The 13,362-nt window shown below is 74.4% G+C and carries 13 protein-coding genes; 8 read left to right on the forward strand and 5 right to left on the reverse strand.

Features of this window, described 5'->3' with window-relative positions; genetic code table 11:
• Positions 1–35: 35 nt before the first annotated feature.
• Positions 36–686, forward strand: a complete 651-nt coding sequence (locus ACSURM_RS34695) for a TetR/AcrR family transcriptional regulator (RefSeq protein WP_436959915.1) — start codon at positions 36–38, stop codon at positions 684–686.
• A gap of 96 nt (positions 687–782) precedes the next feature.
• A complete protein-coding gene (locus ACSURM_RS34700) occupies positions 783–1,439 on the forward strand; it encodes an HD domain-containing protein (RefSeq protein WP_436959916.1) in 657 nt (218 codons plus the stop codon).
• 160 nt (positions 1,440–1,599) lie between these two features.
• On the opposite strand, the gene ACSURM_RS34705 is transcribed toward ACSURM_RS34700, so the two are convergent.
• Positions 1,600–2,736, reverse strand: a complete 1,137-nt coding sequence (locus ACSURM_RS34705) for an FAD-dependent oxidoreductase (protein ID WP_436959917.1) — start codon at positions 2,734–2,736, stop codon at positions 1,600–1,602.
• 175 nt (positions 2,737–2,911) lie between these two features.
• Here ACSURM_RS34705 and ACSURM_RS34710 point away from each other — a divergent pair, with 175 nt between their 5' ends.
• The 3 genes from ACSURM_RS34710 to ACSURM_RS34720 are packed head-to-tail and all read left to right on the forward strand — an operon-like array spanning position 2,912 to position 4,997.
• Positions 2,912–3,613 carry a TetR/AcrR family transcriptional regulator gene (locus ACSURM_RS34710; protein WP_436959918.1) on the forward strand — a complete coding sequence of 234 codons (702 nt, stop codon included), beginning with the start codon at positions 2,912–2,914 and terminating at the stop codon, positions 3,611–3,613.
• 20 nt (positions 3,614–3,633) lie between these two features.
• Positions 3,634–4,140 (forward strand): NUDIX hydrolase, encoded by a 507-nt coding sequence (locus ACSURM_RS34715; protein WP_436959919.1) that lies wholly within the window; start codon positions 3,634–3,636, stop codon positions 4,138–4,140.
• 41 nt (positions 4,141–4,181) lie between these two features.
• Entirely contained in the window at positions 4,182–4,997 is an 816-nt protein-coding gene (locus tag ACSURM_RS34720) for a nucleotidyltransferase domain-containing protein (RefSeq protein WP_436959920.1), read from the forward strand.
• A gap of 46 nt (positions 4,998–5,043) precedes the next feature.
• Here the strand turns inward: ACSURM_RS34720 and ACSURM_RS34725 are convergent, their stop codons facing one another.
• Positions 5,044–6,981: a BTAD domain-containing putative transcriptional regulator gene (locus ACSURM_RS34725; RefSeq protein ID WP_436959921.1), complete on the reverse strand. Its 1,938-nt coding sequence runs from the start codon at positions 6,979–6,981 to the stop codon at positions 5,044–5,046.
• Between the two features lie 114 nt (positions 6,982–7,095).
• Between ACSURM_RS34725 and ACSURM_RS34730 the strand changes: the two genes are divergently transcribed.
• Positions 7,096–7,974 carry an alpha/beta fold hydrolase gene (locus tag ACSURM_RS34730; RefSeq protein WP_436959922.1) on the forward strand — a complete coding sequence of 293 codons (879 nt, stop codon included), beginning with the start codon at positions 7,096–7,098 and terminating at the stop codon, positions 7,972–7,974.
• 230 nt (positions 7,975–8,204) lie between these two features.
• On the opposite strand, the gene ACSURM_RS34735 is transcribed toward ACSURM_RS34730, so the two are convergent.
• Complete coding sequence (locus ACSURM_RS34735) at positions 8,205–9,008, reverse strand: DUF1963 domain-containing protein (protein ID WP_436959923.1); 804 nt, start codon at positions 9,006–9,008, stop codon at positions 8,205–8,207.
• A gap of 125 nt (positions 9,009–9,133) precedes the next feature.
• Between ACSURM_RS34735 and ACSURM_RS34740 the strand changes: the two genes are divergently transcribed.
• Positions 9,134–9,334 carry an SCO3870 family protein gene (locus tag ACSURM_RS34740; protein WP_189991449.1) on the forward strand — a complete coding sequence of 67 codons (201 nt, stop codon included), beginning with the start codon at positions 9,134–9,136 and terminating at the stop codon, positions 9,332–9,334.
• A gap of 329 nt (positions 9,335–9,663) precedes the next feature.
• Positions 9,664–11,793, forward strand: coding sequence for a cellulose binding domain-containing protein (locus tag ACSURM_RS34745; protein WP_436959924.1), 2,130 nt, complete (start codon positions 9,664–9,666; stop codon positions 11,791–11,793).
• Between the two features lie 67 nt (positions 11,794–11,860).
• Here ACSURM_RS34745 and ACSURM_RS34750 read toward each other — a convergent pair whose 3' ends face one another.
• Both ACSURM_RS34750 and ACSURM_RS34755 read right to left on the reverse strand, forming a co-directional pair.
• Positions 11,861–13,135 carry an NAD(P)/FAD-dependent oxidoreductase gene (locus ACSURM_RS34750; RefSeq protein WP_436959925.1) on the reverse strand — a complete coding sequence of 425 codons (1,275 nt, stop codon included), beginning with the start codon at positions 13,133–13,135 and terminating at the stop codon, positions 11,861–11,863.
• Positions 13,132–13,326 (reverse strand): ferredoxin, encoded by a 195-nt coding sequence (locus tag ACSURM_RS34755; protein ID WP_189991444.1) that lies wholly within the window; start codon positions 13,324–13,326, stop codon positions 13,132–13,134. The genes ACSURM_RS34750 and ACSURM_RS34755 overlap by 4 nt, the downstream gene beginning before the upstream one ends.
• Between the last annotated feature and the right edge of the window lie 36 nt (positions 13,327–13,362).

A 13,362-nucleotide genomic window follows, 5' to 3' on the forward strand; every position in this document is an offset into this window, starting at 1 on the left:
TAACCGTCGGTTGCCGAGAGAGCGGGGAGAGGGCCGTGAGCAAGCCGGAGGCGAGCACTCCCAGGGAGCGCTACCGCGCCCAGGTGCGGGAGGAGATCAAGAAGCACGCCTGGGAGCAGATCGCGACCGCGGGGGCCTCCGCGCTCTCCCTCAACGCCATCGCCAAGCGGATGGGCATGAGCGGACCGGCCCTGTACCGCTACTTCTCCGGCCGTGACGAGCTGATCACCGCCCTCATCAAGGACGCCTACCGCAGCCTGGCCGACACCTTCCGCGCCCGCGCCGAGGCCGGTACCGATCTCCGCGACCTCGCGCACGCCCTGCGCGAGTGGGCCCTGGCCGACCCCCAGCGCTACTTCCTCGTCTATGGCACTCCGGTGCCCGGCTACCGGGCGCCCGACGACACCACCCGGATCGCCTCGGAGATCATGGCGGTCATCCTCGACGCCTGCGCCGCCGAACAGGTCCCCGACGCGCCCGCGTCTCCCCTGGAGGAACACCTGCAAGCCCACCGGGCCTGGGCCGGACAGCACCCGGCACCCCCGTCGGCCCTCCGGCGCGCCCTCGCCTTCTGGACCCGGCTGCACGGCGTCCTGTCCCTCGAACTCGCGGGCCAGTTCACCGGCATGCGCTTCGACCCGGCTTACCTGTACACGGCCGAGGCCGAGTCCGTCGCCCCCCACTGACCAGGGCGCATACCCCCACGCAGTCCTCCGGGACCCTCTCACGCCGGACGGTTCGGGGAACCGGCAGGGCCCTGCCGCCTCTGCCACGATGAGGGCATGAGCGATGAACGGCGAAGCCTGCTCGCGGAGAAGACGCCCTTCCCCGACGGCATCGAGGAAAGACTGCGTGACCAACTCACCTTCCTGGTGGAGGTGGACCAGCTCAAGACCATCCTCCGGCAGTCCCCCCTGGCCGCCGCGGACCGTCGTGAGAACGACGCGGAGCACTCATGGCACTTGGCGATGATGGTGGTGATCCTCGCCGAGCACTCCGACGACCCCATCGACGTCGGGCGCACCGTCCAACTCGTCCTGCTGCACGATCTGGTGGAGATCTACGCCGGGGACACCCCGCTGTACGACAGTGCCGCGGGCGTCGACCAGCGGGAGCGCGAAGTGGCCGCGGCCGACGAGCTGTTCGGTCTGCTGCCGGCGGACCAGGCCCGGCGGATGCGCATTCTGTGGGACGAGTTCGAGGAACGCCGCACCCCCGAAGCGAAGTTCGCCAAGGCGATGGACCGGCTCCAGCCGCTCCTGCTCAACTGGATGGCCCGGGGCGGCACATGGCGTACCCCGGGCATCACGGCGGACGACGTCCGTGCCCGCAAGGCCGTGATCGGGGAGGCGTCCTCCTCGCTGTGGCGGGCCGGACGGCTCCTCATCGACGAGGGGGAGTCGCGTGGCTGGTCGAGAAGCGGGGCGCCCCGGCCCTGACGCGGGAGTCCCTCCGCCGGTCCGGAGCCGCGCGTCCGGCAGGTCGCCCCGCAGGACACCGGGAGGCGCGCCGCCGGTCGTAGACGTCCCGGTGCTCGCCGACGGGCCGTCGCGGCACCGGATCCGCCACCCGTGGCGCTCCGGCCGGAACGCGGGTGGTTCACTCGGCCCGCTGCCCGTGCCCGGTGAAGAAGTCGACGAGGCTGTACGGGGCGTCGTCGCCGAGGAGCAGGTCGTGGACGCGGAACGCCACGGCGGCAGCGGCGCCGCCGCGGGTGAAGAGGGCCTCCTCGTACGAGGCGAGCGCTGCCTCGGTGTCGTACGGGTGCGCGGCGAGGGCGCCGCCGAGTTCGGCGCCGTCGTACATGGCGAGGTTGGCTCCCTCGCCGGACGGGTGCATCAGGTGGGCGGCGTCGCCGAGCAGCGTGACGCCGGGCACGCGGTCCCAGCGGTGTCCGACCGGCAGGGCGTGAAGGGCGCGCGGGACCGGCGGAGTCTCGCCGTCCGTGATCAGGGAGGTGAGTTCCGGGGCCCAGTCCTGGAACTCGGCGGCGATACGGGCGGTGGTGCCCGCGGCGTCCCCGAAGTAGAGGGAGTCCATCCATTCCCGCGGCTTGCGCAGCGTCACGTAGGCGTGCAGGACGCCGTCCGGCTCGCGATGGGCGGAGATGCCCCGGCCGGGGGCGAGCGCGAAGAGCGAGCCGTCGCCGACCGCCCGGGCGGCGGCGGGATGGCGGGTGTCGCTGTCGTACAAGTAGGTCTCGATCAGGCAGGTCCCGACGTACTCGGGCCGGGCCTCGGACAGCAGCGGGCGGACCCGTGACCACGCTCCGTCCGCGCCGACGAGCAGGCCGGTCGTCACGGTGGCCCCGTCCGCGAACGTCACCTCGTGCCGGCCGCCGCCGAGGGCCCGTACGGCGGTGGCCTTGCGGCCCCACCGGACCGTGCCGGCGGGCAGCGAGTCGAGCAGGATCCGCCGCAGCTCGCCGCGGGGCACCTCCGGACGCCCGCCGGTACCGTCGTCCGGCTCGTCCAGCAGGACCTTTCCGTCCTTGTCGAGGACCCGGGAGGCCTCCGCGCCCTGGTGGATGATGCCGAGGAACTCCTCGTGGAGCCCGGCGGCCTTGAGCGCGAGCTGCCCGTTCTGCTCGTGGATGTCGAGCAGGCCGCCCTGGGTGCGGGCCGTCGGCGAGGGCTCCGCTTCATAGACCGTCGCCGGGATGCCGTGCACATGGAGAACGCGGGCGAGCGTGAGGCCGCCGAGTCCCGCTCCGATGATCGTGACGGGGGTGGTCATGGGTGTTTCCCTTCGGGGCGCGGACCGTCGGGCGGACACCCGGCGGATCGGCGGAGCACGACTGGAGCGGTCCTCCGCCAGTCGGACTGGAACGTCGTTCCAGAAGTCCCAGACTGGAACGACGTTCCAGGGCTTGTCAAGATGGAATGACGTTCCAGGCGCCTAGACTGCGGACATGGCAAGCAGGAAGAGTCGTCCGGAGCGGCGGCAGGAACCACTCTCCCGGGAGCGCATCGTCGCCGCCGCCGTCGAACTCCTCGACACCGTCGGCGAGGACGGCCTCACCTTCCGTGCGCTGGCCGAGCGCCTGGCGACCGGCCCGGGAGCGATCTACTGGCACGTCACGGGCAAGACCGAACTCCTCGTCGCCGCCATAGACGCCGTCATCACCCCCACCCTCGCCGGCGACGACACCGGCGCGACGCCGCAGGAGGCGATCCGCGCGCTCGCCCTCGGGGTGTTCGACGCGATCGACGCCCACCCCTGGGTCGGCACCACGCTCGCCCAACTCCCCCGCACGCCGGGGAAGTCGCCGATGCTGCGGGTCTTCGAGCGCCTCGGACGCCAGGTGCGGGCGCTCCACGTACCCGGACCCGCCCAGTTCACCGCGGCGTCCGCGCTGTTGAGCTACATCCTCGGAGTGGCGGGCCAGAACGCCGCCAACACCCGGGCGGCCCAGGCGAATCCGGACCGGACCGCGTTCCTCGACGCCGTGGCGGCCGCGTGGCGGGAACTGGACCCCGACGAGTACGCGTTCACCCGCGACGTCGCCGGACAGCTGCGCGAACACGACGACCGGGCGGAGTTCCTCGCCGGGATCGACCTCATCCTCGCGGGCGTCACCGCCGGCCGGGCCGACGGCCGGACAGGGCCCTGAGGCGGCCGTAGGGTGAGGGCATGCCGGACGACCAGCACCGCGTGACCGTGGACGACGACGTCGAGTTCCCCGTCCCCGCCCCGGGCGAAGCGTGGACGGTCGGAGCGGTCGTCCTCGACCGGGCCGGCCGCGCCTTCGCCCAGAGACGCGGTCCCCGCCGACGGCTCTTCCCCGACTGCTGGGACGTCGTCGGCGGGCACGTCGAGCCCGGCGAGTCGTTGCCGGACGCCCTTGCCCGCGAGATCGAGGAGGAAACCGGCCGGCGCCTGCGCCGCGTCCGGCGCCTGCTCGGGATCACCACCTGGACCGGCGACGACGGGGCCGGACCCCGGCACGAGGCCGACTACCTCGTCGAGGTCCACGGCGATCTGGACCACCCCGTCCTGGAGTGGTCCAAGAACACCGCCTTCCGCTGGTTCGGCCCCGGTGACCTGCCCGTCCTCAAGGAGAACCGGGTTCCCGGCGAACACCTCGTCCACGACCTGATCGCGAAGACCCTGCGAGAGCACTCCCCGCGGGCCGGGTAATTCGGTCGCGGAGGGTGATCCGCCGCAGCAGACTGGGCAACGTGGAGCGCTTGACGGAGATCGCGGAACGGCTGGCCGGTGTCGGCGGCATCGTCGGGGTGTGCCTGGGCGGCAGCCGCGCGAGCGGAACCCACGGCCCCGACTCCGACTTCGACCTCGGCCTGTACTACCGGCCGCCGCTCGACACCGCAGCCCTGCGCCTGCTCGCGGCCGAGCTGACCGGCGGGCCGGTGGAGGTGACCGAGCCGGGCGGCTGGGGGCCCTGGGTGGACGGCGGCGCCTGGCTGACCATCGACGGCCACCGCGTGGACTGGATCTACCGTGACCTGGACCGGGTGCACCGGGTCTGGCGGCAGTGCCGCGCCGGGCGGTTCGAGATCGGCACCCAGCCCGGCCATCCGCTGGGCGTGTACTCCCACGCCTACGCCGGTGAGCTGGCCCTCGGCCGGATCCTCGCCGACCCCGGTGGTGAGCTTCGCACCTTGCGGGAGCAGACGCGCCACTACCCCGAGCTCCTGCGCGAGGCACTCATCGGCAACGCCCGCTGGGAGGCGCCGTTCATCCTGGCCGGCGCCCGCAAGGGGGCAGCCCGCGGTGACGCCTTCTACGTCGCCGGCTGCCTCTTCCGCGCGGTCGGACTCCTCGTGCACGCCCTCCACGCCCACGCCCGCCGCTGGGTCCTCAACGAGAAGGGAGCGGTCCGCGCCGCCGGACAACTCGCCAACGCCCCCGAGGACTTCGCCGAGCGGGCACACAGCCTGTTCTCCGCCCTCGGCACGACCCCGCACACCCTCACCACCGCCGTCGACGCCGCCGACCGCCTGACCGCCGAGGTGTGCGAGAAACTCGCGGAGTGACCCCGGCGCCTCATGGCGCGGAGAGCGGGCGCGCGGGTGGTGTCGGTCACCCCTGGGCGGCGCATGCCTCCGCCTCCGCCAGGTAGCGGGCCACCGGACCCAGGGTCAGCATGCCGCTCGCGCCGCCCGCGTGTTCGGTGCGGGCGGGGTGCAGGGCCGTCGCCGCGCGGGCGGCGAGCGCGGGCTCGCCGAGGCGGGCGGCGGCGTGGGCGGTCAGGCACCAGAGTGCCTCCTGGAGGTGGTCCGGGGGTGGTTCGGGCGCCGCCGAGAGGGCGGCGCGGGCCTCCTCCACGCGGTTTCCGGCGAGCAGCACCAGGGGCTGCGTCCAAGGACGGTACGGGCCCCAGTCGAGGGCGGGATCGGTGGGCGCGGGACGGTCGTGCAGGAGACGCAGGCCCAGGAGGGCGAGGGCGAACAGGCCCCGGTGCAGCCCCGGCATGCTCGCCGTCCCGGCGAGGGCGTCCTCCGCCGCGCGGTAGCGCGCCGCGGCCGTGGCGGCAGTTGGCCCGCCGGGTTCCGCGCTGCGGGCGGCCGTGGCCCGGGCCCGGAACCAGCCGGTCAGGACCGGGACGAGAGAGGCCTCGGTGCTGACGGCGAGCCGCTCGGCGGCCCGGGCATGTGCGGTCGCGGCATCGAGGTCGCCCAGGGCGGAGGCGGACTGCAGCCGGATGAGCCGGCCCAGCACGGCGAAGTTCGGCAGCTCGTGCCGCGTGGCCAGGCCGAGGATCTCGGCGCCGATCACGTCCCGCGTTGCCGCCAGCCCGGGGCGGGCGAAGGACTGGAGGAACACGCCGTTGAGGGCGAACACCAGCAGGGCGGGATCACCCAGCTCCCGGGCCAGCGCCTCGGCCGCACGCGCCGCCCGCCCGGCACGCTCCCGTTCGGCACCGGACAGATCGGCGCTGCGGCTCTCGACCGCGACGGTTGCCAGCAGACGGGCGCGCAGTTCGGCGGGGCCGTCGGCGCCGAGCGCGGCGAGCGTACGCTCCGCCGCCGCGACGACGGCGCGGGACTGCCCGGGGTCGTCGGCCCGGCTCCACAGGGCGGGCACGTCGTAGGCGCCGATGACCCGGGCGGTCAGGGCGGTGTCCCCGGTGCGCTCCGCCGCCTGAACGGCGGCGAGGCGGTCGCGTCGCGAGTGGACGAGGGCGTCGCCACCCGCCAGGGCCAGGGTGCGCGCCAGTTCCACGGTGGTGCGCGGGCCGAGCCGTACGCCGGCGGTCCACACGGTACGCGCGGGCCGGAGCGTCGTGGCCCCCTGGAGAATGTCCGCCTCCAGGCGCTTGAGGTCGGCACCCGGGTCCAGGCCGAGCTGCTCCACGAGCATCGTGCGGGCCCGGCGGAGCGTGGCCAGGGCGTCCGCCTGGCGGCCCGCCCGGTGCAGCGCGCGGGCCAGCAGCCCCCAGGCCGGCTCCCGCCACGGGTGTTCGGTGACGTGCGCGCCCAGTTCGGCGACGAGCTCGGCCCCCGAACCGGAGTCGAGGACGAGGCGGGCACGCAGTTCCAGCGCCTCCAGCCTCAGCTCCTCCAGCCGGGCCCGCTCGCGCCGCGCCCACCCGGCGTCGGTCACGTCGGCGTAGGCCGGGCCGCGCCAGGCCGCGAGGGCCGCGTCGAGGCCGGGCAGCGCGTCGGGGCTCCGCCGGGCGTGGGCCAGGGCATCCTCGAACCGGTGGGCGTCCACCTGGTCGCGCGGCAGGCGCAGCGCGTAGCCGGGGCCTTCCGTGACGAGTACGCGCGGCGGAGTGCGCGGCGGCCGCTCGGGTTCGATGGCACGGCGCAGCGCGGCGACGAACGTACGCAGCGCACCCACGGCGCGCACCGGTGGCTCGGCCCACAGGTCGTCCACGAGGGTGTCGGTGGCGACCATCCGCCCCCCGGCGGCGACGAGCCGGGCAAGCACCTCGCGATGGCGGGGTCCGCCCAGGTCAACCGGGGTGCCGTCATCGCGGAGGGCCCGCACGGCACCGAGCACGTCGATTCGCATGCCCTCCATCTTCCGTGCCGCGGGTCCGCGGTGTCGAAGCGCACTGATCGGCTGCTGATCGGCGTCGCCCACGCTGGTCCGGTCAGTCCACCGACCCCTGGAAAGGGCCCTTTCATGACGCTCACCATTCCCGGTTTCGACCACGTCCGCCTGCCCGGCGCGGACGGCGTGGAGCTGGCCGCCGCCGTCGGCGGCAGCGGCAGCCCGGTCGTCCTGCTGCACGGCTTCCCCCAGACCCACCTGATGTGGCGGCACGTGGCCGAGCGGCTCGCCGGCGAGCACACGGTGATCTGTCCCGACCTGCGCGGCTACGGCGCCAGCGACAAGCCGGCGGCCACCGGCCCCGAGGTGTACTCCAAGCGCGCCATGGCGGCGGACGTCGTCGCCCTGGCGGCGGCGCTCGGCCACGAGCGCTTCGCCCTGGCCGGCCACGACCGGGGCGCCCTGGTCGCCTTCCGGGCGGGCCTGGACCACCCCGAGACCCTCACCCACCTGGGCATCCTCGATGTCGTGCCGACGCTGGACATGTGGGACGTGCTGCACGGCGCCCGGGCGGCGGTCGGCTACCACCTGTTCCTCATGGCGCAGCCGCCGGGACTGCCGGAGACGATGATCGCCAACAGCGCGGACGCCTACTTCGGCTCCTTCCTCGACGCCTGGGCCGCCGACCCGGCCGCCCTGCCGGAACCGGTCCGGGCCGAGTACCTGCGGGCGAGCGCCGCCGCCGTGCCGTCGATCGTCGCGGACTACCGGGCCTCGGCGGGCATCGACGTCACGCACGACCAGGCGGACCGGGACGCCGGATCCCAGCTCGCCATGCCCGTGACGGTCGTCCAGCAGGACTGGGGCGCGCAGCTGGGCTACGACGCCGCCGCCGTCTGGCGCGCGTGGGCGCCCGACCTGGACCACCGGCTGACCGGTGCGGGGCACTTCATGGCCGAGGAGGCGCCCGACGAGATCGCGGGGGCGCTCCGCGACCTGCTGCTCCGCTGAGCCGGCCGACACCGGGCCACGGGCGGCGGGGAAGCCCTCCCGTCAGCCCACGGCCGCATCTCGACTGTGTGCGGGGGAGCAGCCGGCCGGGGGAGGGGAAGCGAGGGCGCTCGGCACCCGCACCGGGCGGGCCGTCCCGATGGCGGTACGGACCGAGCCGGTGCGGTCGGCCGGGGCGGCGAGGACGGCCGACACCCCTCGGGGAGCCGGCCGTCCTCGCCCCGCGCCGTTCAGGCCATTTCGACGTAGCGGTGGACCCGGTCGAAACGCCGGGCCGCCAGGTCCCCGTGCCGGATCACCCAGTGGGCCACGCCGGAGTCCAGTTCCGTGACGTCGTCGCCGTACCTCCAGGTGGCCAGGAGAGTCCAGTCGCCGGTGTCCTCCCCATTGGCCGAGGGGTCGGCCTCCCCGGGATCACGGGCGTAGTGGACGGGGTCGTTCTGGGGCGAGACCGGATGGCCGCCGATCTGCAAGGACCAGGGCGGACGGTAGCCGCCCACGTGTGACCATGCGCCGTCGAGTTCGTCGGCGAGTTCGAACTGCTCGTCGTCGGCGAGGTCGCCCCATCTGTCGAGGGCGAAGCTCTCCGGCATCTGCGCGCTCAACTGATTCCACACCGTGCGCAGTTCGCGCGGCCGGTACGGCTTGCGCCAGCTGTGTTCGAGGGGTGTCGGGGTCGTCGGGGTGCCGGCGGGGACGTACAGCACCGCGTCGGGCACCTGCCCCGCGATGCTCACTTCGCTGTCGGCGAAGAAGAGCAGGTGGCCGTCGGCGGGGAGGGGGAGGCCGGTGGCGCACGGCGGGAGGGCGGCGAGGTCGACGGAGGCCACGAAGGGGTCGGACGGCTTCGGCACGCCGTGCGGCAGCAGGGGGTCGCCGCCGGCTCGGGCCACGCGGGGACCGTCACCGCCCTCGGCCAGGTACACCGCGGGCAGGGCGACACGTATCCACTCCTCCACCTCCTCCGGCGGCAGGCCCTGGGATGCTGCCTCGGCTCGGAAGCGGTTCGGTCCGTCCATGGTCTCGTCGGTCACGGGGCCACCCTAACGGGCTCGCGGGCGGGTGTCGCAGGCGCCAACTCGCGTGAAGTGGGAGGCGACTTCGTGGTGCGGGTAGTCTCGATCCCGGTCAACAGTCTCGTGGCTTGGAGGAAGTACCCATGACGAAGGGCCCGTTCGTCGCCATGTCCGTCGCTACGGCGGCGCTCGGCACCGCGCTCGGCTCCCTCGCGCTCGAACTGCGCGCACAGGGCTACGAGCAGTACGTCGAATCCGTCAGCACCTTCAGCATCCTGATGTACATCACCGCGGCCCTCGTGGTGACGACCTGGGTCCGGGACGGCCGGCCGCACTCGAACTGAGCCGGACCGGACTCCGGTTCACCCGCCCTGTCCCGGCCGAGCCGGGGCGGGGCAGGCGCGCGCCGGGCCCCGCGTACTGCGGGCCCCGGTCCTCCCTCCTGTCGCAAGCGTTGACACGGCGTCACACCCCTCTCATCATGGGAGCGCTCCCATAGCCGGGTTCCGGCCGCCCCGCACCGCCCGCACGCGCACGATCGCACCGCACCCGCTCGGCCCGCTCCGCTTTCCGTGTCACCGGCGCGGAACTCCTGCTGCCGCGTCGGCACTTCGTCTGTCCGGCGGTCCCGTCCGGCATCCGCCGTGCCGCCGGACCCCTGAGGGAGGACCCCATGCCACCACTGCACAGACCCGGCCGCACGGCCGGCGCCGGGGGCCCCGGCGCCCTCGCGCGCGGCGCGTTCGTGCTGGCCGCCGCGCTCGCCCTGCTGACCCCGCTGGCCGGTGTCGCACCCGCCGCTCCGCGGACGGCGGCCGCCGGGGACGTGGACGTCCGGGTCAACGCCCAGGCGGCCCTGGGCCGGTTGTCCGACACCGCCCGGGGCGTCAACGCCGCCATCTGGGACTCGCACATGAACGACCCCGAGGTCTCCCGGCTGATGAAGGCGGCCGACGTCGGGATGATGCGCTACCCCGGCGGCTCCTACGCGGACATCTACCACTGGGAGACGCACACGGCGCCCGGCGGATACGTCGCCCCCGGCACCGGCTTCGACGCCTTCATGGGCACCGTCCGCGCCACCGGCGCGCAGCCCATCCTGATCGCCAACTACGGCTCGGGAACGCCCGAGGAGGCGGCCGGCTGGGTCAGGTACGCGAACATCACCAAGGACTACGGCGCGAAGTATTGGGAGATCGGCAACGAGATCTACGGCAACGGCCATTACGGCAGCGGCTGGGAGCACGACGACCACGCCGACAAGAGCCCCCGGGAGTACGCCCGCCAGGTCCGCGCGTACGCCGAGGCCATGAAGGCCGTCGACCCGACGGTCAAGATCGGCGCGGTCCTCACCGCGCCGGGCGAGTGGCCGGACGGCGTGGTCGGCGAGGGCGACCCCGGTGACTGGAACAACACCGTGCTCGCCGAAGTCACCGACGTGATCGACTTCGTGAGCGTCCACTGGTACGCGGGCGGGTCCGACACCACCGCCCAGGACGCCATGGCACGGCTGGCCCGGCTGCCCGGTGAACTGCGGGAGGTGCGCGCCCAGCTCGACCGGTACGCGGGCGCGGACTCGCCGCGCATCGGCATCGCCCTCACCGAGATCAACACCAACACCGGCGGCGCCCGGCTCACCGCCCGCCCCAACGGCCTGTTCGCCGCCGACGCCTTCATGACGGCGCTGGAGAACGGCGTGTTCAACGTCGACTGGTGGGACACCCACAACGGCGCCGGCCAGATCACCACCGTCGACGGCGAGACCGACTACGGCGACATGGGGATGCTCTCCAGCGGCGCCTGCACCGGCGACGTCTGCGAGCCGGCGCCGAACACGCCGTTCCACCCCTACTACGGCATGAAGATGACCAGCCAACTGGGTACCGCGGGCGACACCATGGTCGCCGCCCAGTCCTCCGCGCAGGACGTCTCGGCGCACGCCGTGCTCCGCCGCGACGGCCGGCTGAGCGTCCTGCTCGTCAACAAGGACCCGGACGCCGCGCACACCGTGGACCTGGACTACGCGGGCTTCACCCCGTCCGCCGGCGCGCCCGTGGTGCACCGCTACGCGCGCGGCGACAGCGACATCACCGAGGCGGGTGCCGGGGCCGCGACCGCGTCCCAGGTCACCGTGCCCCCGTACGCGCTGCTCACGGTCACGCTCGAACCGCGGTCCGGCACCGGGCCCGGCGCCTCGGCCGCGGGGACCCCGGGCACCCCGAGGCTGGAGGCGGTGACCGACACCTCCGCACGCCTGTCCTGGACGGGGGCGACGGGCGCGGCCCGCTACCTGGTCCAGGAGCGCGACGGCACGTACACCCGCCTGGTCGGCGAGACCACCGGCACCTCCGTGACCCTGCGCAACCTGCCCCCGGGCAGCACCCACACGGTCAACGTGCTCGCGGCCGACGCCTCGGGACGGCTCTCCGCCCCGTCCTCCCCGCTGACGTTCACCACGAGCACCCCGCCGAATGCCCCCTGCGCGGTGACGTACCACCGTGACACCGGCTGGGGCAACGGCTTCGTCGCCACGGTCACCGTCCGCAACCTCTCGGACACGCCGATCACCGGCTGGACCGTGGACTGGGACTGGCCGACCGGCGGGCAGTCGGTGTCCTCCGGCTGGAACGCCACGTTCCACCAGACCGGCTCCCACGTACGGGTGACCGCCCCCGAGGGTTCCGGGCCGCTGGCCCCGGACGGGGCGTCGACGGCCTCCTTCGGTTTCGTCGGCGCCAACGACGGCCCCAACCCGGACCCGACGGTCTTCCGCCTCAACGGCGCGGTCTGCTCCGGCGGCTGAGGTTCGGCGGCTGAGGGTCCGGCCCGCCCGGGGCAGGGTCTGCCGACCTGCTCCGGGCGGGCCCGGGTCAGGCCTCCACCGTCTCCGTCAGCCCGGTGACCGCCTCCGGCCAGGGGGCGGGCGTGGCGATCAGGGCGCGCAGGGACCGGGTCCGACGCGGGGGCAGGCCGATCGTCAGGATTCCGGTGGCCCGGTCGGCCGTGCCGTACAGCGCGGCCAGCTTGAGCGGGTCCTTGCCCAGGGTGCGGACCTCGATCCGGTCGGCGCCGGCCAGTACACCGTGGGCCTGGAGCTTCAGGTCGTACTGGTCGGACCAGAAGTACGGCACCGGGGTGAACGGGCGCCGCTCGCCGAAGCGTTCCGGGTCCAGCTCGGCCAGGAGGTTGCGGGCGGCGGCGAGGCCCTGCTCGCTGGCGTTCATCCGGTGCTCGATCCGCAGTTCCCGGCCCAGGCCGGGGTGGTACCAGCGGGCGACGTCACCGGCGCCGTAGAGCCCGGGGGCCGCGGCGCAGAACTCGTCGCAGCGCAGCCCGTCCGACAGGTCCAGGCCCGCCGCCTCGGCGCCGGGGCCGCGCAGCCAGTCGACGGCCGGGACGGAGCCGATGGCCAGCAGCACGTCGTCGGCCTCCAGCACGGCGCCGTCGGCGAGCACGACACCGGTCGCCCGGCCGGCCTCGGCGCGGATGCCGGTGACCGCCTGTCCCGAGCGCAGGGTGACGCCGCGGGCGCGGTGGACGTCGGCGAGGAGCCGGCCGACCTCCGGGCCCAGCACCCGCCCCATCACCGTGTCCTCGGTGCCGACGAGCGTGACCTGATGGCCGAGCGCACGCGCCACGGCGGCGGCCTCGGCACCGAGCACGCCACCGCCGACCACGACCAGCCGCCGGCCGGGCGTGGCCAGGCGCCGGCGCAGGGCGAGCGCGTCGTCCAGGGTGCGCAGGACGTGCACCCCCTCGACCGCGTCGCCGCCGGGCAGGGTGCGGGGCGCCACACCGGTGGCGGCGATGACGCCGGCGCAGCGCAGCACGGTCCGCCCGGCGTCGCCCAGCGTGAGCGCGCGCCGCTCGGGGTCGTAGGCGACGGCACGGGTGCCCAGCCGCAGGTCCAGGCCGAGCTGCGACAGCTGGCCGGCGTCCCGCAGCGCGGTGCGCTCGGGCTCCCAGTCGCCGGACAGGACGTGCTTGGACAACGGCGGCCGGTCGTAGGGCGGATGGGGTTCGTCGCCGATGAGGGTGATCTCCCCGTCCCAGCCCAGGCGGCGCAGCCCTTCGGCGGCGGCCAGCCCGGCCGCCGCCGCGCCGACGACGGCGATACGGGCACCGGGGGTCCGGGCGGCGCTCATTCGCGCACCTGGATGGCCGCGGCGGGACAGATGGTCGCGGCCTCGCGCACGGCGGCGTGCTGACCGGCGTCCGGGGCGGCGTCCAGCAGGACGACGATGCCGTCCTCGTCACGCTGGTCGAAGACCTCGGGGGCGACCAGCACGCACTGGCCGGCGCCGCAGCACTTCGCCTCGTCGATGGTGATCTGCATCAGGATTCCTCCAGGAGTGTGGTGGGGTCGGTCAGA

It is taken from the genome of Streptomyces sp. SudanB182_2057, from assembly GCF_964272715.1.
Lineage (GTDB): Bacteria > Actinomycetota > Actinomycetes > Streptomycetales > Streptomycetaceae > Streptomyces > Streptomyces rubradiris.

Excerpts from the sequence above, each read along its gene's own strand:
- ACSURM_RS34740 (WP_189991449.1), top strand. The coding sequence starts at position 9,134 with ATGACGAAGGGCCCGTTCGTCGCCATGTCCGTCGCTACGGCGGCGCTC.
- ACSURM_RS34705 (WP_436959917.1), bottom strand. The coding sequence starts at position 2,736 with ATGACCACCCCCGTCACGATCATCGGAGCGGGACTCGGCGGCCTCACG.
- ACSURM_RS34700 (WP_436959916.1), top strand. The coding sequence starts at position 783 with ATGAGCGATGAACGGCGAAGCCTGCTCGCGGAGAAGACGCCCTTCCCC.
- ACSURM_RS34725 (WP_436959921.1), bottom strand. The coding sequence starts at position 6,981 with ATGCGAATCGACGTGCTCGGTGCCGTGCGGGCCCTCCGCGATGACGGC.
- ACSURM_RS34715 (WP_436959919.1), top strand. The coding sequence starts at position 3,634 with ATGCCGGACGACCAGCACCGCGTGACCGTGGACGACGACGTCGAGTTC.
- ACSURM_RS34755 (WP_189991444.1), bottom strand. The coding sequence starts at position 13,326 with ATGCAGATCACCATCGACGAGGCGAAGTGCTGCGGCGCCGGCCAGTGC.
- ACSURM_RS34710 (WP_436959918.1), top strand. The coding sequence starts at position 2,912 with ATGGCAAGCAGGAAGAGTCGTCCGGAGCGGCGGCAGGAACCACTCTCC.
- ACSURM_RS34750 (WP_436959925.1), bottom strand. The coding sequence starts at position 13,135 with ATGAGCGCCGCCCGGACCCCCGGTGCCCGTATCGCCGTCGTCGGCGCG.
- ACSURM_RS34745 (WP_436959924.1), top strand. The coding sequence starts at position 9,664 with ATGCCACCACTGCACAGACCCGGCCGCACGGCCGGCGCCGGGGGCCCC.
- ACSURM_RS34730 (WP_436959922.1), top strand. The coding sequence starts at position 7,096 with ATGACGCTCACCATTCCCGGTTTCGACCACGTCCGCCTGCCCGGCGCG.